Annotated in this window: 19 protein-coding genes and 3 pseudogenes; 9 read left to right on the top strand and 13 right to left on the bottom strand. The window is 41.0% G+C overall.

All coding sequences use genetic code 11. The annotated features are described in order from the left end of the window. Positions 1-19 precede the first annotated feature (19 nt). Genes RS130_RS09385 through RS130_RS09375 form a run of 3 tightly spaced genes read right to left on the bottom strand, consistent with a single transcriptional unit; the run spans position 20 to position 1,245 of the window. Entirely contained in the window at positions 20-559 is a 540-nt protein-coding gene (locus RS130_RS09385) for a hypothetical protein (RefSeq protein ID WP_316025740.1), read from the bottom strand. A 25-nt stretch (positions 560-584) separates the two neighbouring features. After that, the gene (locus RS130_RS09380; protein ID WP_316025739.1) at positions 585-854 is read right to left on the bottom strand and encodes a hypothetical protein; all 270 of its coding nucleotides are present in this window, start codon (positions 852-854) and stop codon (positions 585-587) included. Positions 855-864: 10 nt separating this feature from the next. Continuing rightward, positions 865-1,245, bottom strand: a complete 381-nt coding sequence (locus RS130_RS09375) for a GntR family transcriptional regulator (RefSeq protein ID WP_316025738.1) — start codon at positions 1,243-1,245, stop codon at positions 865-867. A 180-nt stretch (positions 1,246-1,425) separates the two neighbouring features. Between RS130_RS09375 and RS130_RS09370 the strand changes: the two genes are divergently transcribed. Continuing rightward, positions 1,426-2,343 carry a D-2-hydroxyacid dehydrogenase gene (locus RS130_RS09370; protein WP_316025737.1) on the top strand — a complete coding sequence of 306 codons (918 nt, stop codon included), beginning with the start codon at positions 1,426-1,428 and terminating at the stop codon, positions 2,341-2,343. Positions 2,344-2,512: 169 nt separating this feature from the next. Further along, the gene (locus tag RS130_RS09365) at positions 2,513-2,680 is read left to right on the top strand and encodes a hypothetical protein (protein ID WP_316028142.1); all 168 of its coding nucleotides are present in this window, start codon (positions 2,513-2,515) and stop codon (positions 2,678-2,680) included. A 204-nt stretch (positions 2,681-2,884) separates the two neighbouring features. Here the strand turns inward: RS130_RS09365 and RS130_RS09360 are convergent, their stop codons facing one another. Both RS130_RS09360 and RS130_RS09355 read right to left on the bottom strand, forming a co-directional pair. Further along, positions 2,885-3,598, bottom strand: coding sequence for a hypothetical protein (locus tag RS130_RS09360; protein ID WP_316025736.1), 714 nt, complete (start codon positions 3,596-3,598; stop codon positions 2,885-2,887). Further along, positions 3,576-5,252 carry a hypothetical protein gene (locus tag RS130_RS09355; protein WP_316025735.1) on the bottom strand — a complete coding sequence of 559 codons (1,677 nt, stop codon included), beginning with the start codon at positions 5,250-5,252 and terminating at the stop codon, positions 3,576-3,578. The genes RS130_RS09360 and RS130_RS09355 overlap by 23 nt, the downstream gene beginning before the upstream one ends. 249 nt (positions 5,253-5,501) lie before the next feature. Here RS130_RS09355 and RS130_RS09350 point away from each other — a divergent pair. Beyond that, positions 5,502-7,459 (top strand): annotated as a pseudogene (locus tag RS130_RS09350) (DNA topoisomerase III). Between the two features lie 37 nt (positions 7,460-7,496). Here RS130_RS09350 and arsB read toward each other — a convergent pair. From arsB to RS130_RS09330, 4 genes are read right to left on the bottom strand one after another with little or no spacing between them, the layout of a single operon-like run. Continuing rightward, the gene (gene arsB / locus RS130_RS09345) at positions 7,497-8,534 is read right to left on the bottom strand and encodes an ACR3 family arsenite efflux transporter (protein ID WP_316025734.1); all 1,038 of its coding nucleotides are present in this window, start codon (positions 8,532-8,534) and stop codon (positions 7,497-7,499) included. 47 nt (positions 8,535-8,581) lie between these two features. Then, entirely contained in the window at positions 8,582-9,280 is a 699-nt protein-coding gene (gene arsH / locus RS130_RS09340) for an arsenical resistance protein ArsH (RefSeq protein WP_316028016.1), read from the bottom strand. Positions 9,281-9,339: 59 nt separating this feature from the next. Then, a complete protein-coding gene (locus tag RS130_RS09335) occupies positions 9,340-9,810 on the bottom strand; it encodes an arsenate reductase ArsC (RefSeq protein WP_316025733.1) in 471 nt (156 codons plus the stop codon). 13 nt (positions 9,811-9,823) lie between these two features. Beyond that, positions 9,824-10,156 (bottom strand): metalloregulator ArsR/SmtB family transcription factor, encoded by a 333-nt coding sequence (locus RS130_RS09330; RefSeq protein WP_316025732.1) that lies wholly within the window; start codon positions 10,154-10,156, stop codon positions 9,824-9,826. Between the two features lie 177 nt (positions 10,157-10,333). Between RS130_RS09330 and RS130_RS09325 the strand changes: the two genes are divergently transcribed. The 5 genes and pseudogenes from RS130_RS09325 (at position 10,334) to RS130_RS09305 (ending at position 14,713) form a co-directional block, all read left to right on the top strand. Further along, on the top strand, positions 10,334-11,245 hold the full coding sequence (locus tag RS130_RS09325; protein ID WP_316025731.1) for an amino acid ABC transporter substrate-binding protein: 912 nt from the start codon (positions 10,334-10,336) through the stop codon (positions 11,243-11,245). 184 nt (positions 11,246-11,429) lie between these two features. Continuing rightward, positions 11,430-11,974, top strand: a pseudogene (locus RS130_RS09320) (M48 metallopeptidase family protein). An 8-nt stretch (positions 11,975-11,982) separates the two neighbouring features. After that, complete coding sequence (locus RS130_RS09315) at positions 11,983-12,348, top strand: YacL family protein (protein WP_316025730.1); 366 nt, start codon at positions 11,983-11,985, stop codon at positions 12,346-12,348. 473 nt (positions 12,349-12,821) lie between these two features. Further along, positions 12,822-13,289: a hypothetical protein gene (locus RS130_RS09310; RefSeq protein WP_316025729.1), complete on the top strand. Its 468-nt coding sequence runs from the start codon at positions 12,822-12,824 to the stop codon at positions 13,287-13,289. Then, entirely contained in the window at positions 13,250-14,713 is a 1,464-nt protein-coding gene (locus tag RS130_RS09305; RefSeq protein ID WP_316025728.1) for an outer membrane protein assembly factor BamB family protein, read from the top strand. The genes RS130_RS09310 and RS130_RS09305 overlap by 40 nt, the downstream gene beginning before the upstream one ends. Before the next feature lie 52 nt (positions 14,714-14,765). On the opposite strand, the gene RS130_RS09300 is transcribed toward RS130_RS09305, so the two are convergent. The 4 genes and pseudogenes from RS130_RS09300 to RS130_RS09285 all read right to left on the bottom strand — a co-directional run bounded on the left by RS130_RS09300 (position 14,766) and on the right by RS130_RS09285 (position 18,255). Further along, on the bottom strand, positions 14,766-15,002 hold the full coding sequence (locus RS130_RS09300; protein ID WP_316025727.1) for a hypothetical protein: 237 nt from the start codon (positions 15,000-15,002) through the stop codon (positions 14,766-14,768). A 13-nt stretch (positions 15,003-15,015) separates the two neighbouring features. After that, positions 15,016-15,264, bottom strand: coding sequence for a hypothetical protein (locus tag RS130_RS09295; protein WP_316025726.1), 249 nt, complete (start codon positions 15,262-15,264; stop codon positions 15,016-15,018). Between the two features lie 47 nt (positions 15,265-15,311). Further along, on the bottom strand, positions 15,312-16,514 hold the full coding sequence (locus tag RS130_RS09290; RefSeq protein ID WP_316025725.1) for a cytochrome-c peroxidase: 1,203 nt from the start codon (positions 16,512-16,514) through the stop codon (positions 15,312-15,314). A 107-nt stretch (positions 16,515-16,621) separates the two neighbouring features. Continuing rightward, a pseudogene (locus RS130_RS09285) lies at positions 16,622-18,255 on the bottom strand (cation:proton antiporter domain-containing protein). Positions 18,256-18,429: 174 nt separating this feature from the next. Between RS130_RS09285 and RS130_RS09280 the strand changes: the two are divergent. Beyond that, the gene (locus tag RS130_RS09280; protein ID WP_316025724.1) at positions 18,430-19,437 is read left to right on the top strand and encodes a 2-hydroxyacid dehydrogenase; all 1,008 of its coding nucleotides are present in this window, start codon (positions 18,430-18,432) and stop codon (positions 19,435-19,437) included. Positions 19,438-19,780: the final 343 nt, after the last annotated feature.

Genomic DNA, 19,780 nt, shown 5'->3' with positions numbered 1-19,780 from the left:
ATCTACCTTTGACTAAGAATTAAGCTTTATAAACACTGTAATCTACGCGATCAAACTTCATCACTTGGTAAATATAAAAAGCAAATATTTGCAGATAAAGGCTATAGATAATATTACTTAAGTCGCGCATATCCATAGACGCTAATATCAACGAGATAGCCAAATAAAGTGACGAACAAATTGCCGATAGTATCAGTAATTTTATCACCACTGTGGTTTCAAACTTTCTATCATCTACAGCCTTCAAAGGATTGTATTTTTTGCCATACAGTTTTTGATAAACAGCAATGCCAAAAGCAGCATAGATAATACTGACGCCTAACACATTCACTAAACCAGCGAAACCGTCAAAAGGATAGAAAGTAAAGTACACAACAGTACTAACACACAAACCATAAGAAGCTAGGGCAGTAACAAGCAGCCCGGTAGGCGCAAAATCTGTTAGTTTTCTTGGGGAAGAGTCGGCGCTACGGTATTTACTTTTGTTTTTCTGGCGCATCAATTTTAAATAAACAAAACCTTGTCCCCCGAGAAAAATCATAGGAGCGTATTGCAGCATTAAATAGCTCACCAGTACGCCTTGATTATCCCACCCCTAACTCTTTAGAGTTATAGATAATACTGAACAACAAGACAGCCAAACCTAAAGCTACCACAAGCATGTTGAACAAGCCGAATAACTTAAGTTTGCCTTGTATCACCTTCACATCGACAGGGTAAAGTTTGGGATATTCAGAGCTCGGATGCTGGGCAATTGTTTTATTAATTAAGCCGAGTATTTTGTTCGGAAAGTAGAAAGACAACACCAATATTTGCCCTAAAAAAACCGCATAAAGTACATATTCATCCCACATAAGTTTCTCCCTAAATTTTTCGGCTATTCATTAAACGATTAAAAGCGATGCGCATTTCAGATTCAGTGACGCCAGCTTCTCTAAAGTTAACAAGCACTTTATCTAACTCAGCCAATACCCACTCGTTCAAGTCTATTGCGCTATTCTCTTTGGCATTTTGGTGAATAAAGGTGCCTCGGTAACCTTTAGTTTGGATCACTCCGTCACGCTCTAGCAACCGATAGGCTTTGGCTACCGTTTTATGGTTAATATCTAAATCATTCGCCAATTGACGAATAGAAGGTAACGCATCTCCAGCGACGAGTTCACTAGCTAACACCGCTTGTTTAATCTGCTCGGTCAATTGCGTAAACAACGGAATCGGATGTTCAATATTCACTGATATTTTCATTTTTTCATTGTTGCTCTTATTCTCACCCGGCCCCCTTGACCCACCATAACAAAGGGTACAATAGATTTGATAATTAGCCAATGAATTTTGCGTTATATAAAAGTAATATTGTTTGGCTTGAGGTCAGCGGGCATTACTCGTAAGCTCTTTACCAATTGAAGATTAAAATTAAGTATCACTATGCACGCAGTATTTTTAGATCAACAAACCTTTCGTTCCAGTATTTCACTAGCAAAGATTGAACAACAACTCGACTCACTAACCTGTTTTGCAACCACATCAGCTGAGCAGATCACCGCACGCAGTTTAGATGCGCAGATAATCATTACTAACAAAGTAGTGCTTAGCGCAGATAAACTTGAGCAGTTGCCGCAATTAAAACTAATTTGTATTACCGCTACAGGCACCAACAATGTTGACTTGCTTGCAGCAAAAAAGTTAGGCATTGCGGTGTGTAATGTAAGTGGCTATTCAACACCTTCTGTTAGCCAATATGTATTTGCGCAAATGCTTGAATACTACAGCCAAACGACTCATCACAATCAAAACTGCGTTGCGGATATATGGCAACAAAGCCCCACGTTTTGTTATCACGGCAATGGATTTAGTGAACTAAGTGGAAAAACATTGGGCATAGTAGGGTATGGCAACTTAGGCCAAGCAGTCGCGCAAATAGGCCAAGCTTTTGGTATGCAGGTAATGATTGCTGAACGCCCTAATGCGGCATCGATTCGGGCTGATAGATTGAGCTTCGAGCAAGTATTGGCAGAGTCTGATGTTCTGACCTTACATTGCCCGCAAACACCAGACACCGAAAATCTAATTAATAGTCAAACCTTAGCTAAAATGAAATCCACTGCCATGTTAATTAATACTGCCCGTGGGCCAATTGTAAATAGTTGTGACTTACTTAACGCACTGAATAATCAGCAAATAGCCTATGCAGCACTAGACGTATTAGAACGAGAGCCACCACCTGCAGACCATGTGTTACTAAAGGCTATTTCTGCCACTGCAACTAAGCCCTTAAACAACCTTAAAATCACTGCACACATCGCTTGGGGAGTATCGAATCACAGCAACGATTACTCGATTTAGTCGCCAGAAACATTGCAGAATATACCATGGGTAGGCAGCAAAATAGAGTCGTTTAGTACGACTTTAGATGATATCTCTTGTATATACATTTGCTATCTATTTGATACATGTTAATATCTTGTTACTGCGAGTGTGGTGATGAGTTATTCAGCATTTTTTGGAGATGATTGTGGAAAATAAAAAATCAAAGAATAAAAATAGCCAACTTATTATCCGCATTAACGATATAGAAAGAGTTGAGTTTGTTGAACTATGTGAAGCATTAGATACAAGTGCGGCTCGTGAAGTACGTCGTTTTATTCGCAGCTTTCTGGCTGAACATAAACCAAACGATTAACGGTCGTTCAGCTATTTTATATTTTTAGAGGAGATTAACTCATGGCTAACGCTAAAAAAGTACTAAAAAAGAAAATCGCAAAGCAGAAAAACAAACTAGCTAAACTTAAGAAAAAACTTAAGAAAGCGAAATAAGCAATACTCATATGAACAAAAAAAGGAGCCTAGGCTCCTTTTTTTCACCATAGGTGGCTAAGTAAAAACCTTATTTTTGCAAATAACCGTAACGTCTTGGGTACAAGTTCTTATGAACATCTTTAGCTGCTTCAACCATATGTTCATATGGAACGTCTGTCACTCGCACCATTCCTGAATTGTAATTTTCGCCGTCATAGGCACGACCTGGGATCGGTCCATCAGAAAACTGGAACATGTGCGCACCGACAAAGTAAGGGTTATCAATAACCGATTCCAAATATTTCTTCAGCTTATAACCACGATCTTTTTGATCAGCGGCTATCACAATATCAGGATGTACATGACCTGCGTCGTCCGACCCAAAACTAAATTCGCCCACTAAACTTGGCTTATCTAGCTCTTTTAAGAATTCCCATTTACCTGGAATAATACCTTCTTGGTAGACATTGTAAGTAATGATGTCACTATTCTCAGCTGCCGCTTTAAGTATCTCTTCAGGCATACCCCATAATGGCAAACGAGAACCTAAATACAAGTGATTAGGCATTTTCGATTTCATTGCTTTGTTTACAGTAGAAAAATACTGAACACCGTATTGATAAAGTAAATCTGAATAATCTTCTTGCTGTACTTTGGTGTTAAAACTAGCATCAATACCTTTGGCAAAAGCATCCCAAGACTCAATATCTTTGTCCCACGCTTTGTTTAGGGCTGCGATTGTTTTGTATTTATCTCGGATAATTTTAGTGAACGCTGCCTTACCTGAGCACGGTTGCGGCATCACGACCTAATGTATTGATAACAATACCGTAACGAGTTTCAGGGCTAGTACTACGACCAAAACTCTGTTCGTTATCCATAAACACCCCCATACACCATGGCGTGTTGTTAATTTGTGCCGCTACATGTTCTGCTGCAATGACGGCACGCTGGTAAAATCGAGGATCAAACGCATCGGGTACACCATGCCAAAAATCATAACCACTACTTAGGGTACTGAATTCACCAATAATATCAGCGAAGGCCACAAATGGGATTTGATTGTTGCCATAATAGGCTTCTTGTGACCAGTTACCTAAAGAAGTAAAGCCCCAGTCTTTCATACGTCTTACATTGACACTACGCCATGTATCTAAATAAGACTCTTTGTAGGTTTCACCATAACGACGTTCAAGGTTGGCGCTGTAAAAACTGAAGGTTTCCCCTTCTTTCAAAGGTCCGCTTTGGGTTTCACGGCGATAACCAAAATGGTTACCTAATGGATCGTTATAGTCAGGCAACCAATCAAAGACTTTAGCCCGAGTTTCGTTCGCAACATGACGACTTGGAATAGCTTCGTCATTTACACGGTTTAATGGCTGATCATCTTCTGCCACCGTCATATCCGCAGTACGTTTTGCAATAAACTTTTTATCAAAACCATAACCTGTCATGGTGGACGAGTTAGATAAACGCATAATGTCAATACCGGTAGAGAAGTACAAATAGCCTTCTGGGTCAACCAGTGCCCACTTACCTTCTACTTTTTCAGTACGGAAAAATCCAGTTGCTTCAAGTTTAGGACCATTTTTCCAACCGTGAAACTTAGAGCGGTCAGCCATACTTTCACCCTTTAAGGTGCTTAATTCTGCAGCTGTGACTTGTCTTAGCTCTTCTTCTGAATGAATTTTTCCAGGGTAATCAACCTTAGCATTTTGGCCAAACTGATCGATTAGACCATCTAAAAACGTCTCATCCATCTCAGGGTTTTGGCGTAAACGAATATTATCGATGGTGTACTCTCGATTGCTCAACAAGCCTTTGCTATTAAATGATATAGCGGTAATACCGGCAAGATTCAGTCGTTTTTTACCCCAAAAAGAGTACACTTGTTTGTCATCAGACTGCCAAGTTACAGGATTAGAACGGAATCCGGATTCAAAATTAAATTCAGTTTTCGTTGCCCAGGATGGGTCTTTTTGGTCATGACCATCCATTTTAGCGTAATGAGTTTGAGTTTTACCCACTGGTACCACTAAACCGCGAGTATAAGCGTTGCCATCTTTATCACTAATGGTTAAATCGATTTGGACAGACTCAGTCCCTTGATTAGTTAAATCAAAAGCTAAATTAAAGTCACGATATTCGCTCCAATCAAACGGCGTAGTTGGGCGAATTACCATGCCAGCTTGAGCACTCGTTAATTGCACTCGCAAAGAATGACTACCAGAAATAGCATCAGCATTAGTGGTCAGTTTTGAACGGCCATTATTCACCTTAACCTCTGCTGGTATTTGGCCATTTTCAAAATCATACAAAACCACTTCATCAGTTTCGACAGCAGATTTAGACTGGGTGTGAGAGGCATCGGTAGTATTACAACCAACTAATAAAGGGGTGAAGAAGGAGGCAAATAACGCACTTGCACCTATTTTCTTGTTTGATTTAGAAATCATAATAATCCTGTTTGTATAACTATTCTGTACAAAAAAACATACCAGCCTTAACATAACACATGTTATATCCATGTTAATAGTATATTGTTAACAATAATTGTTCTTTATTGATTAAAGTTTTACTCTGATCCATTCGACTTCACCTAAGCACCCTACTCTTGTAGATTGCTATCGAAGATATTACGCCAAATTTTACTTGTTGAACGAGTCAAAACATACTACTGTATAAAAAAACACTATAAAATTGATATGCGTCTTTTTATTGCCGAAAAACCCAGCCTAGGCAGAGCTATTGCCGATGTATTACCCAAACCTCACAAAAAAGGTGATGGCTATATTAGCGCGGCCAATGGTGATGTAGTGAGCTGGTGTATAGGCCATCTACTCGAACAACAACAACCAGAAGCCTACGACCCCGCCTTTAAAAAATGGAGTCACGAGCATCTTCCCATTATTCCACAACAGTGGAAGCTAACCATAAAAAAGCAAACCGCTAAACAACTTTCTGTATTGCGTACTTTAGTAAAGCAAGCAAAACAACTTATCCACGCTGGCGATCCTGATCGAGAAGGTCAATTACTGGTTGACGAAGTCATTAATTTTTTAGGGGTAAGCGGCACTAAAAAAACACGATTCAACGCTGCCTGATTAACGATTTAAACCCATCAGCGGTGAAACAATCCATCAGTAAATTGCGCAGCAATCGCGACTTCATTCCTTTGTCTACTTCTGCTTTGGCCCGCTCACGAGCAGATTGGCTATATGGTATAAACTTAACCCGCGCCTACACCTTACAAGGGCAAAAAGTAGGCTATAAAGGGGTACTGTCAGTGGGGAGAGTGCAAACCCCTTTATTGGGATTAGTTGTGCGCCGTGACAGGGCGATAGAAGCCTTTATAAGTAAACCTTTCTACGAAGTATGGGCCTGTCTTGAAACCGAGCAAGGAGAGAAGTTTAAAGCCAAATGGCAACCTAGTGAACAATGCGCTAAGTATCTCGATGAGCAAGGGCGAAATTTATCTAAAGCCCTTGCACATAACGTGTCGGGGCGTATCAGTCAGCAGCCAGCTAATGTTAAAAACCTTAAGCGAGAGCATAAAAAACAAGCCGCTCCACTGCCCTACAATTTGTCCTCGCTACAAATTGATGCCAGTAAAGCCTTTGGATTAAGTGCCCAGCAAGTATTAGATATCTGTCAGGGTCTGTATGAACGGCACAAGCTAATTACCTACCCGCGTTCAGACTGTCGTTATTTACCCATCAGTCATTTTGCAGAAGCCAAAAAAGTACAAGCGGCCATTTCAGCCAATAGTCAGCATTTGGGCCAACAAGGCACCCTGTTCGTGCAGACTCAGTTTGATTTAACCCGTAAGTCTAAAGCATGGAATGATAAAAAAGTTGATGCTCACCACGGGATCATTCCCACTCAAAAAATTAGCAATAGCTTGTCTGGCAATGACGCCAAAGTGTATGGCTTAATATGTAGAAATTACTTAGCTCAGTTTTTAGCAAATCACGAATTCTATGCTGTACGAGTTGAAGTAGAAATTGGTACAGGCTTATTTATAGCCGTTGCAAAAGAGTTAATTGAGCAAGGCTACAAAAAAATATTCGTGCAAAGTCGTCATCACAATAGTGCAAGCGAAAATAATGGGGACAGCAAAACTGACGCTCAATTATTACCCCATCTTGAAGTAGGCCAGCAGCTTAGTTCGTTACAAGCCGAGGTATTGGAAAAACACACTTCACCACCTAAAGCTTTTACCGACGCCAGCTTATTAGCCGCTATGACCGGCATTAGTTCACATGTGACAGATCCTCAATTGAGAAAGATCCTTCGTGATACGGATGGTTTAGGCACAGAAGCCACTAGAGCGGGGATCATTGAACTGTTATTTAAGCGTGGATTTCTAAGCAGAGTTGGCAAAAGTATTACCTCTACCACTACTGGCCGAAGTCTAATCGAAGCTCTTCCTGATGTCGCCACCTACCCCGATATGACCGCTCGCTGGGAATCAGAATTATCAGCAATTAGTGAAGGGAAAAGCCCATACAGTAAACTGATGAGTCCATTACAGTTGCAACTTAAGGATTTAGTAGTACAAAGTCGTGAGGTTGTGCCCCTAGGACTAGCAGGTTTGGGTCAAAGCACCTTCAAGAAAAAACCTAAGTCCTCAACAAAACGTCGATATTCAGCTAAAAAATAGCAGCCCATCCATGTGCTGCTATCTAGCTATCTTACTTTTAATCAAACCAATGACGCGTACGATTAGCAAAATACACTAGCGACAACATCACAGGTACTTCTACTAACACCCCAACCACGGTAGCCAAAGCTGCCCCAGAATGTAATCCGAATAATGATATAGCCACGGCTACCGCTAACTCAAAAAAGTTGGAGGTGCCAATCATACAAGCTGGTGCTGCGACGTTGTGAGGCAGTTTCATACGTTTAGCCATGAAATAAGCAATGGCAAAAATACCGTATGTTTGAATAATGAGTGGAATAGCGATTAGCACTATGGTTTGTGGTTGCTGCAATATGCTTTGGGCTTGAAAGCCAAACAACAACACCACTGTTGCTAACAACCCTATAATTGACCAAGGTTTAAGTTTGGCTACAAAACTGTTCACAGCCTGATGGTCTTCACTGGAACTTGTGACACTCTGTTTTTTATCCAAAGCAGACCGGGTTAACGCCCCAGCAACTAAGGGTAAGACTACATATAAAACCACAGATAATAACAAGGTATCCCAAGGCACATGAATATCACTCACACCCAATAACAATGCTGTAAGAGGAGCAAATGCGAAAATCATAATAATGTCGTTAATCGACACTTGTACCAAGGTGTAATTCGCATCGCCTTTGGTCATTTGACTCCAGACAAACACCATAGCAGTACAGGGTGCCACCCCGAGTAGAATCATACCGGCTATGTATTCGTTAGCCGATTGCGGGTCGACCCAGTCAGCAAAAAAACCTTTAAAAAACAACCAACCTAAGGCCGCCATTGTAAAAGGCTTAATTAACCAGTTAACCACTAAGGTCAGCACGAGTCCTTTTGGTTTTTTGCCCACATCTTTAATCGATGAAAAATCGATTTGGATCATCATGGGGTACACCATAAACCAAATCAACACAGCCACCACTATGTTCACGTGGGCATATTCTAACGCGGCAACATGTTCAAATACTGCAGGAAAATAACTGCCTAAAATGACTCCAGCGATAATACTCATACCTACCCAAACCGATAGATACCGTTCAAATAATCCCATTTTCTTCTCCTACAAATTAGCCTATGCTCAAAAGGGAAAACAAGCCATTAAATGGAGCGTTGGTTAACACGCTTACTTAACTCTTCGGCCGACTCCACACGCTCAGAATAACGATCCACCAAATATCCCGCATTATCACGGGTCAGTAGGGTAAACTTCATTAGCTCTTCAAGCACATCGACAATACGGTTGTAGTAAGAAGAAGGCTTCATGCGATTGTTATCGTCGAATTCCAAGAATGCTTTCGCTACCGATGACTGATTAGGTATAGTCAACATTCGCATCCAGCGGCCCAAAACTCGCATCTGATTGACCGCATTGAAAGACTGTGAACCACCACTGACTTGCATGACAGCCAGGGTTTTACCTTGGGTCGGGCGCACCGCCCCGATACTTAATGGTACCCAGTCGATTTGGCTTTTTAGAATGCCAGTCATAGCGCCATGGCGCTCAGGTGAACACCACACTTGTCCCTCTGACCACATCATAAGTTCGCGCAGCTCAGTTACTTTGGGATTATTAGCATCATCACCGTCGGGTAAAGGCAACCCAGTTGGGTTAAATATTTTAGTTTCTGCCCCCATGGCTTGTAACAAACGCGCCGACTCTTCTACCACTAAACGGCTAAAAGAACGCTCACGTAATGAACCATACAATAACAATATTCTAGGTTTATGAGTCGAAGCTGTTTTAGCAAAAGACGCCATGTTAGGCACAGCAAATTGTTCGCTCTGTAAATTGGGCATTTCCTCGCTGAGTCTGTCAGTATTTAACTCATCGGTATTGGGTAAACCTTCAACAGACATTAGTGAGCTCCTAACTTAGCCAAAGCTATTTTTAACGCAGCTTTGTCTTGTATATCCACATCTAGTGCTGCCAATTGCTCTACCCGATGTTTAATTTCGGCAATGGTGTCGCGAAACGCCTGTGCAAGTTCTTCGTCAGAACCTTGTAGTTTTGACGGGTCAGCCAAGCCCCAATGTACTTTCACACTATTACCAAACCATACAGGGCAAGACTCACCAGCAGCCGAGTCACATACTGTCACCACAATATCTGCCTCAAAATCTTCAAAATCATCCCAAGATTGGCTTGTTAACCCATCAGTAGAAATGCCTGCTTCTTGTAAATATTTGAGTGACAAAGGATGTACTTCGCCAGCAGGCTGACTTCCAGCGCTTTTTGCTTCGATCTTGCCAGCAGCATAATGGTTGGTGATCGCCTCAGACAAAATACTGCGACAACGGTTATGGGTACAAATATACAGAATTTTCATTTCAGTTAAGCTCCTAGCAACAGCTATCATTAGATAAAGTTTGATTCAAGTTGGCTAAACTACAGGCCAAATATTCGGGGTTCTGCTCAGCGGTTTTAACTAGCACTTCTAAAGCCCATTGGGGCAAATTTGACTCAAGGCGGTAATACACCCATTTACCGCGCCTTTCATCATGAAGCAAACCACATTTACGCAATTCAGCTAAATGCCGTGATACTTTAGGTTGGCTTAACTGCAAAGCCGCAGTTAAATCACACACGCACAGCTCTTTGTTAAGGGTGATTAATAACAAACACTGTAAACGTGTATCCTCAGATAGACATTTGTAAAAGGTAACAGGTGACATATATTTCACTTTGGTTATGGAACACTACATATACGGATAATCATATATATGAAAAATCATATGTCAACAGGAAGATAACTGAGTTTTCAACCAAACTGTGTTTTTAGTGTAAAAAATAACTCTGGATAATTGACTAAAAGAGTTATAGTCATTTCATAACATCAGGACGGAGTTATAATGGCTAAAAGTGGCTATTGGCTAGTGACGTTAATATTGTTCGCACTGCCAAATTACGGCAACGAAAGCAAAAATATTACACTTACCAAGCGTAGTAAGCCATTGATGGTGCGCCATTCAGCCAAAATGGCCAATGACGTTGTGTACGTAAAACAGACACGCTACTTCACTGAACTTCTTCATTTAGCATTGCAAAAATCCGAGATTCCTTTTACTACGAAAGCAATTGAAATTCCTGCTGTTATTGACTCACGATTTGCCTTAATGCTAGAAGGTGGCATGTTTGATGTCATCTGGTTGCACACCAATAAAGAACGAGAAAAGAACTTAATTCCTATACGTATACCACTTTTTAAAGGACTAATTGGCTGGCGCGTACTCGTAATTAGACGAAGCAGTGAATCCATATTCAAGCGCATTTCGTCTGTGAACAAGCTTAAAAAACTAATCGCAGGGCAAGGCCATGATTGGCCAGATACCCACATATTACGTGCCAATAGCTTTAACATTGTGACATCGGTACATCCCTCAAACTTATATGGCATGATGCAAATAAAGCGTCTGGATTATTTTCCTCGCTCTATTCTTGAAGTGCAAAACGAATTGATACTCGATCGTAACAAAGACCTGATGATCGAGCCTAGTCTCGCACTACGCTACCCCACTGCGTTTTATTTCTTTGTAACAAAAGACAATTCTGAATTAGCCAAGGTGATTGAAATAGGCTTAGAAAAAGCAATAAAAGACGGCTCCTTTGATAAAGTGTTCTATCGCTACTTTGCTGAAGATATTCAGCGCTTTACATTTAATCAACGAAAAGTGTTTAAAATTACTACCCCAGAAATATCCTTTTCTCACTTACCTCTTGAGCGCAAAGAATTGTGGTTTAATGGCAAAGACACACCGTTTTAATTACTTGAAACCACCAAACAGCAAGCGACTAACAAAGGCCAATATGGTAGCAACTGTTAATATCACAATGGTTTGGGGCACGGCGATTACTAAGAGCTAATGCTATTTATTCACACTGAAAGCGCATTTTTTGTGGCATTTTCAGTATAATCCTCTTTCTGTTGTTATAACTTTTAAAACGCGTATGTCCAACCCATTACCTTATCTCGCTCATTATCCAGAACATTTACAGCAACAAATCCGGCAATTGCAGAACGAGAACAAACTCGGTAATTGGTTACGCTCGCGCTACCCCAAAGTGCACAAAATTAATAATGACAATAACTTACGTGAATATGCCATGACTCTGAAAAATCAGTACATGAAAAAAACTCAACCGCTGAGTAAAATCATCTACGATAAAAAAATTCACATAGTCAATCATGCGTTAGGTTTGCATTCTTATGTATCGAGGGTACAAGGCAGCAAACTAAAAGTAAAAACGAACTGCGCGTCAGCACGCTCTTCAAAAACACCCCGGAAGCCTTTTTAAATATGATAGTGGTGCACGAGCTCGCCCACTTAAAAGAGAAACAACACAACAAAGCCTTTTACCAGTTATGTCAACATATGCTGCCCGACTATCACCAAATAGAATTTGATGTGCGTGTATACTTAACTGAATTTGATGAGAGGGGCTACGTATTTACAGAGTCAGAAGCGCGCCCAACGAACCGCCAACAAACCTGAGAAAAATTATGGAATTTCAATTTCAAACCGACATCACTGGCCTACCCATTGCCAAATGTGATCTAGAATGTGAAGCATTTGGCGACTGGCTAAGTCACGACCTAAGTACTGACAAATCCAATATTACCTTGCTGTTACAAACAACAGAGAAACTTCTCAGCAAACAACTGAGTCATTACCAATTTACCGGCAAAGTTTACCACCTTATTTTTGAAAACGACGAGGTAGAATTAGTTCTCAATAATAATGAAGTAAGCACTGCTGAGTTTGCCGATGAACATGACAATGAGCACGTTACTGGTTGCGGGTTAGTTGATTTTAAACACCTGTTAGAGGAATGGGCTAACTTTGTCAGAAGGCCTTACCTCAGTTAACAATGTTCTCACAAAGCGCACCGACAAGTAGTGGACATGCTCAATTACCAGCCCCCAGATTGGTGAAGGCACATACCAATTCAGTGCAAGTACCTGACCAGTTACAATGCATGAAAACTTAACTCCCTGTTTATCGGTAACTTTTAAACTTGGCCCAATAATCGCTTTATTCATGCCATGAACCGTCATTCAGTTTTTATCCAGGGAATGCTTCATGTTAAAATAATGTGAAGTAGCCAAAAAAATAAAATTACGGCAACTGACTGACGGGTCAAAAAAACACCTAGTGGGATTCACTACCCACTAGGTGTTTTTTACTTTCTGCAGCTATCTCCACCTATCATCTCATTGAATTTAGCTACAAATTGCTCACCACCTAATGAACTCATATAAATTCAACAAAATACATACAAATTTGAAACAAACAGCAACCCAGTGACAATATCTAGCAATACTTAGCTATTTGAGCATCTATGAAACTACTACACAGCAAGCGAATCAATTTACTGTTTATTCTTATCCTGCAAATTTTTAGTGTCAATGCACTGTCCTTCGATATGCAGGAGCAATGGCCCATGTTTGGCGGACCACATGGTAATGGCCAAGTGACAACATCAAACACCATTAAGAATGAATGGTCTGTGCGTACCGGTAAAAATATCAAGTGGCAAGTGGAGTTGCCCGCCGGGGGACAAAGCGGTATCACGGTTTGGCAAGACCAAGTGCTGTTTACAATAAACAAGCCTTTAGACACAGCAACTTTTTCACAGATCTCAGACAATATCGCCAATAAAAAACAAATATTTGAACAGGCATTTCAATCTACCGTAGCTAAATTAATAGCAGATGGCGATCAGCAACTCGGTACTTTACAGCAGCAAGCCCAACAAGCAGCGCAAGTATGGCAGAATTTTTACAACAAAGAAAACAACAAAACCTAGGTCTGCTAGATACATGGGAGCTGAAAAAGAACCCAAAATGGAACACGCTAACCAAACATAAGCAAAGCCTAGTGGACTATGTTTTGGCCAAAGATAGAACATTAGAGGCACCATACCAAAACTTGCAGCAAGCAGAACAAGCCCTAAGTAAAAAAGGCCAAGGGAGCGACATCATCTTATATAGCCTTAATGCAAATACGGGCGCTATAGAATGGACAAAAACAGTTAAAGGCACCAAACAAGCTATGTACAACTACACCTTTAGCGATGCCACTTCTCCTTCACCCGCTACCGACGGCCAACATATTTGGGTAGTAAATGCCGCAGGCGGAATGGCGGCATTCACAATGCAAGGCAAACCTGTTTGGTCTCGTACTTTTAGCCCAACTAAAAATGCGCCATTTAACAAACAATACGACACCATCTTGTATGAAAATATGATTTTCAATGTAGAACCCAAAGTAGAAGGTGACAATAAACGGGTTGATAATTGGAATTACTTGCACGCCTTTGATAAAAATACCGGTAAACGCTTATGGGTCAGTGAAGACGGCTTAACCCACTACAGCACACCCGTTTTGTCTCACACCAAAGAAGGTATTCCCGCCATTATGATAGGCCGTGGTGGCCCACATGATGTGCCAGAAAAGCCTCAAGGTTTAAGCTTGATCGATCTTCGACCAGAGTCTGCTGGTCAGTCGTTATGGCAATGGAAAGCACCTCAATACAGTAAAGCATTTGGCGGGATTGAAATTCAAACGTGGGATAAAGACACCACCTTTTGGCAACAAGGGTTTCAGTCTAATCGATTTGAGATGTATCAGCTTGATAGTTCAACTGGCAAATTTAAAACAAAGCACAATCTGTTAAAAACAATAAACCGCTTTGAATTTGATACCAATCTACAAGATTATGTATACCAAAAACGTCCTGATTTAGAAGGACACTGGGATCGCCAACCTTATACTCAAGTAGTGATCGGTAACAAAATGTATTACATGATCAGATACCAACCTTATATTGCCATGCAAGATTTAACCTCCGGCGAAAATACCTTACTAGAGATACCAACAGAAATTAAACGTGAAAAAGGTAAGGTTGATCAGCTAGTGTGGAAAATCAAGCAAACCACCGACCAGCTAAACGCCAAAGGTCAGCGTCATAACCCAGAACCCAGAGCTCAAGGCGACGGCACCCAAAAAGCGTTTTTAGGTACCCCCATTGTGGTCAATAATCAGATATTTTTCACCAATGCTCATGGGATAACTTACGTTATTGATGCCAATAAACCATTCAATCCTGAGGCATTAATCGCGATAAATGATTTAGGCGAAGCAGGCAAAACGGTTTCGTTAAATGCAATGGCCTATTCTAACGGCAAGTTGTTTCATCGAAGTCTAAAGTCAATAATTTGTATTGAGTAAAGCGTCGTACACAACCATGTGGTTAACCTCTGAATACTCAAACGGCTAACCACTAATCCGCTGGCAGCGCGTCAAACTCGGCGCGTTTTGAATCCATAAATTGTTGCATCGCTTGTGGGTTCATCATCAACATTTGCACTTTAGCCATAGCTTCCATGTGTTGCGCATCTTGTTGTTGAAACATTTGCATACCATGCATTTTGCTTTGGCTGACTAAGTCTTCAAAGGTTTCTGCTGTAAAAGCGAGATCGCATGCGCCACCCAACTGTTTGCAAGTCATTGTTTTCATTGTTGCTCCTTTATTATAATTCAGTACCAAATTCGTCAATCGCGTTCAGTCGCATACCATCTGGATCCACTTCTGAGGCAGAAGAAATCCATGGTGCTAGACACTCGCGGTCTTTGACACAAGGGTCTGTTAAAGCATGCAGAAATTCAACTAAATCTGCAACATTTTGCTCTGTAAAGGCTATATTTTGCATAACCTTACTTTCACTATTTGCTTGCAGATAGGCTAATTGATCAAGGGCAAACTGGGTGTTTGTTAACATATCACTCACTTGAATGGTCCCATCCAGTTGTGAGAAATCATAATTAGCTATCGCTTTAGCAGGATGCAAGGAATGGCGAACAGCAGCAGATAAAGTAGCGTGCCCCCCGCATGCCCCCATGGCCCAGTGACTTCGACATTTAATAAGCTCGGCGTGCGAAAACAATACATGTCGGCCTGCTCATTGGTAATCATAAACCGACCGAAATCAGCGTTTTGAGTGATCCCATTGTTACTGCCTTTTCCTCGGCCAATTTGCGGACTTGCCGTAACGTGATGTTCTTCATCAGTAAAAAAATCTCCTGCATGGCATGACGCACAGTTTGCCCCACCTTGGTCTTGGTCCTTAAAGAAAAACAAAGCTCCACGCACGGCAGCGGGGCTAAGCGCTGTATCATCACCTTCAACAAATGCTTTAAAAGGTGACGCTACAAAGACTTGCGAGCGCTCGTAATCCGCAAGAGCTTGGGCAATTCGGGCGAAGGTAATGTTTGCATCACCAAATGCTGCGATAAACTCGTCATCCCAATAGCCTATTTCACTAAGACGTTTCTCAAGCGCGCTACGTACATCATGATTAGAATGCTCTGCCGCAAAAACAAATCCTCGCATTTCTTCTTGTGAAGTAACAGGAAACCTAGCTTGAGCTTCGACGAGATTAGCACCGGCTTTCGCATCGGCTTCCCCCAACAAACTATCAGGCGTATCAATCCCTAGCCCGTCTCCACCATTCACGCCAGAGGTTTTGCCAAGGCTTTCCACTCGGCCATCATGAAACATAAATTTGTCCCATAGGCCAATATTAAAAGTGGTAGGGGCATTACGAGGAACGGTAGGACCGCCATCAAAGTGCATCGCGCTAGGGCTATGGGTTCGTCCACGCCCAAGTAAGTCAGCCACTTCACTGCCAACACCAATCGATAATGAAAGATTGTCGCCCCCGCCAAGCATGGGATGATGACAAGTCACGCAAGCGGTATCTTGATCACCGCTAAGCGCTTTGCTAAAAAATAGTTTTTTGCCTAGTTGAGCAATGGGATCGTTAATACTTGGCAGTACACGACCACTAGCAGCATTACCTGTTAGACCTTGTTGCTGAACAATTTGTTTTAATTCGATTCGATTATTAGTGTCTGCTGTGGTGCTGGGATCATCATGATTTGTCCCATCGCAAGCACTGAACGTAGAAATCATGGTAAGAACAATTAGCTGTTTAAGCCCTTTATTTTCAACCTTTGAGTGTAATTGCATAGTCAAACATCCTTGTTAAACAATTTAAGTTAGATAAAATTGTCGTTTATTTAACCAACAAATATACCTACTTTTTAAATAAATCCCAGTAATAAAGTAGAACGTTGTTAATCCATTTGCGGATTTACAGCGACAGTCTTACGATGAGCTAAGCTACTCTTTACCAATAACCTAGCCGTTTCTTGGTAGGCATGAACAAAATCTACAATGCCGATCCCTTGCAATGACTTTTTCTCCGCCATACTAGAAATTTTGACTATGACTTGCGCTGCGGGATCGTAATTCAAAACAGCCTGACAAATAATTTTCTTGCTTAGTAAACTAGTCACTGTCACCACCACACTCGCAGCCTGCTCTACCTTCAAAGACTCCAACACGGGTCGCTTGTCTAAGTGCCCAAAGTAAGCCTGAAAACCACGTTCTCTAGCTAACAATACATGATTGAGGTTGTCAGAAATAATCACGAATTGAATGCCTTTTTCAGCTAATTCTTTAGCAACTAAGCGCCCTGCAATGGCAAAGCCACAAATGACTGTATGCTGACTAGCATTGATCGGCGATATTTTGTCTGACTCGAAAAACTCCTCGGCAAAATAAGACGCCAGCTTATAAATGTTATTCACCATAAAAGGGGTGACTATCATCGACAACACCGTGACTAATATTAAAAAGCTGCCTTGATCCGCTGAAATGAGGGTTTCACTTAATGCCAACGAAAAAATTGCGAAGGAAAACTCCCCTACTTGGCATAAAGCAATGGCGGTTTTTACCGAATCATTTTTAGTAGACTTTCTACGGATCAATAAATATACAACCAAGGCTTTAAACAGCATTGTTAGTGCCAATACCGCCAACACCCAAAAGAATTGCTGATAAAAGTAAACGATATCAATTTTGGTCCCTATGGAAAAAAGAAGGCCCCTAATAATAAGTCTTTATAGGACGCGATATCTGATTCAACTTTCACATGAAAATTTGTCTCGGCGATAATCATACCGGCAATAAAAGCCCCTAGTGAATAGGTAAACCCCATTTCGTGGGCAAGTAGTGAAGCGCCTATCACTATGCTCAATACCGAGCCTAAAAATAGCTCTTCCAATTTGGCGTTGGTAGAAAAATGCAGTAGCCACTCGATCAGCTTTTTCCCTAAGGTAAACATAAACACTATCACTAAGGTGGCTGACATTAAGGTGTTTAATAGCACGTCCCCCATAGACAGCTCATCATTCGCCAAAAAGCTGATTAATAAAAGAATCGGAATAACCGCTAAATCCTGAAATATCAAAATAGCCACTGACTTTTCACCGTATGGGGTGATGACATCCTTGGATTTTTTTAAGTAACTTAATACGATGGCAGTAGAAGACAAACTAAATGCTAAAGCGACGATTACAGAGGCGGTAACGCCTTGAGAAAACACATAGTGAGCGACCACAAAAATGACTAACGCGCTGGCGATAACTTGCATTGCCCCATTGAAAAAGACGATCTCTTTCATCTTCTTCAACTTACCAAAAGACAACTCCAAGCCGATGGTAAACATTAAAAATACTATACCAAATTCACCAATCAAATCTAACGAATGTAGGTTTTCACTGCCATTAAAATTAAATAAGTTGCTAATAATAGTACCGGTAATGATGTAACCAATAATGTGCGAAACCGAGAACTTTTTCAGCACTATATTCAACACACTAGCGATTGCCAGCGAAACAAAAATAATGAGTAGAATTGAATCCATTGAGCGACCTAAAATAAACAAGTAGAGTAAATACCTGTCCATTCTACCTAGGATTAAGCAAACACACATGCTCTAAATCAATCACAAATTAAATAATCAATTTGCCGATTGATATGCCGGCAAAAAAGCCGTTTAATAAAAACCCTGAATCAGCTTACCAATATTGGATTCGTCATGAATCAAACTGCCCCCCATTGCCAAGTTGCGTTTTTCAGTAGTAAGCGTTACGACAAACAAGTATTTAGCCAATTTACTGAAGACGCATCGCTTGAGTTATTGCATATTGAGGCAAGGCTAGATGAAAATACCGTGCCATTAGCCACAGGGTCTAAAACCATATGTGTGTTCGTAAACGATGAGTTAAACACACAAGTCGTCATCCAGCTGGCTGAACTAGGAGTCAAACATATTGCCCTACGGTGTGCAGGATACAATAATGTGGACATTGCCACATGCCACCAATTAGGGATCAGCGTAAGTCACGTCCCCGTGTATTCTCCCCACGCTATAGCTGAGCATGCCATGGCGTTAATCTTAACGCTAAACAGGCGAACTCATAAAGCATACAACCGGGTAAAAGAAGGAAATTTTGATTTACAAGGTTTATTGGGGTTTACCTTACACAATAAGACAATTGGGGTAATTGGCACCGGCCATATTGGTCGCGCTTTTGTAAATATAGCCAATGGCTTTGGTTGCCGAGTACTAGCCTACGATCCAAAGCCTAATCCAGCCCTCGAAGCCGTAGTCGAATACACCGACCTAGCGCATTTACTAGGTGAGAGCGATATTATAAGCCTGCATTGTCCGTTGACAAAAGATAACCATCATTTAATCAATCAGCAAAATATAGCGCTAATGAAAAATGGTGTCATGTTGATAAACACTTCGCGCGGCGCCTTGATAGATACAGGGGCCTTAGTAAAAGGCTTAAAAAGTCAAAAGATTGGTTATGTAGGATTAGACGTATACGAAATGGAGTCAGAGTTATTCTTTAGAGATAGATCCTGTGAAGTGATTCAAGACGATTTATTTCAACGACTGTCTACTTTTCACAACGTCCTCATTACTGGTCACCAAGGCTTTTTTAGCCAAGAAGCCTTAAATGAAATAGCACAAACCACAGTAGACAACATCAAGGGCTTCTTAGCCAACCAAATCAACGCTGAGTGTTTCTTATGAATTTTCATACCTAAGTATCATAGTATAGGTTTATTGCATGGCTGGATAAGTGTTTAATACCAGCATCGAAACGCAAGCCACTACAGGATTAACTTAGATATTTGTATTCTGAGGTAAACAGTCCACCAGCGAGCTTTCAAATTTATCAACATGGAGGGTTGGTGCTTTGCAAAATTTGTAATGTATTGACCATTTTCACGGCCTCTTTTTGAGGCCGTTTTTTTATTCGTTGATTTTCTCTTTTCGATTCTATGTCTAAAACTCATACCATAAATACGCATCTGCAGACCGCCTTGCACTTAAATGAGGTACAACTTTGTACTGCCTAGCTCCATAAATATTG

Source organism: Paraglaciecola aquimarina, assembly GCF_032464635.1.
In the GTDB taxonomy this organism is placed as follows: Bacteria; Pseudomonadota; Gammaproteobacteria; order Enterobacterales; family Alteromonadaceae; genus Paraglaciecola; species Paraglaciecola aquimarina.
The sequence above is the reverse complement of the archived record's forward strand: the minus strand, read 5'-3'. Positions and strand labels throughout refer to the sequence as shown.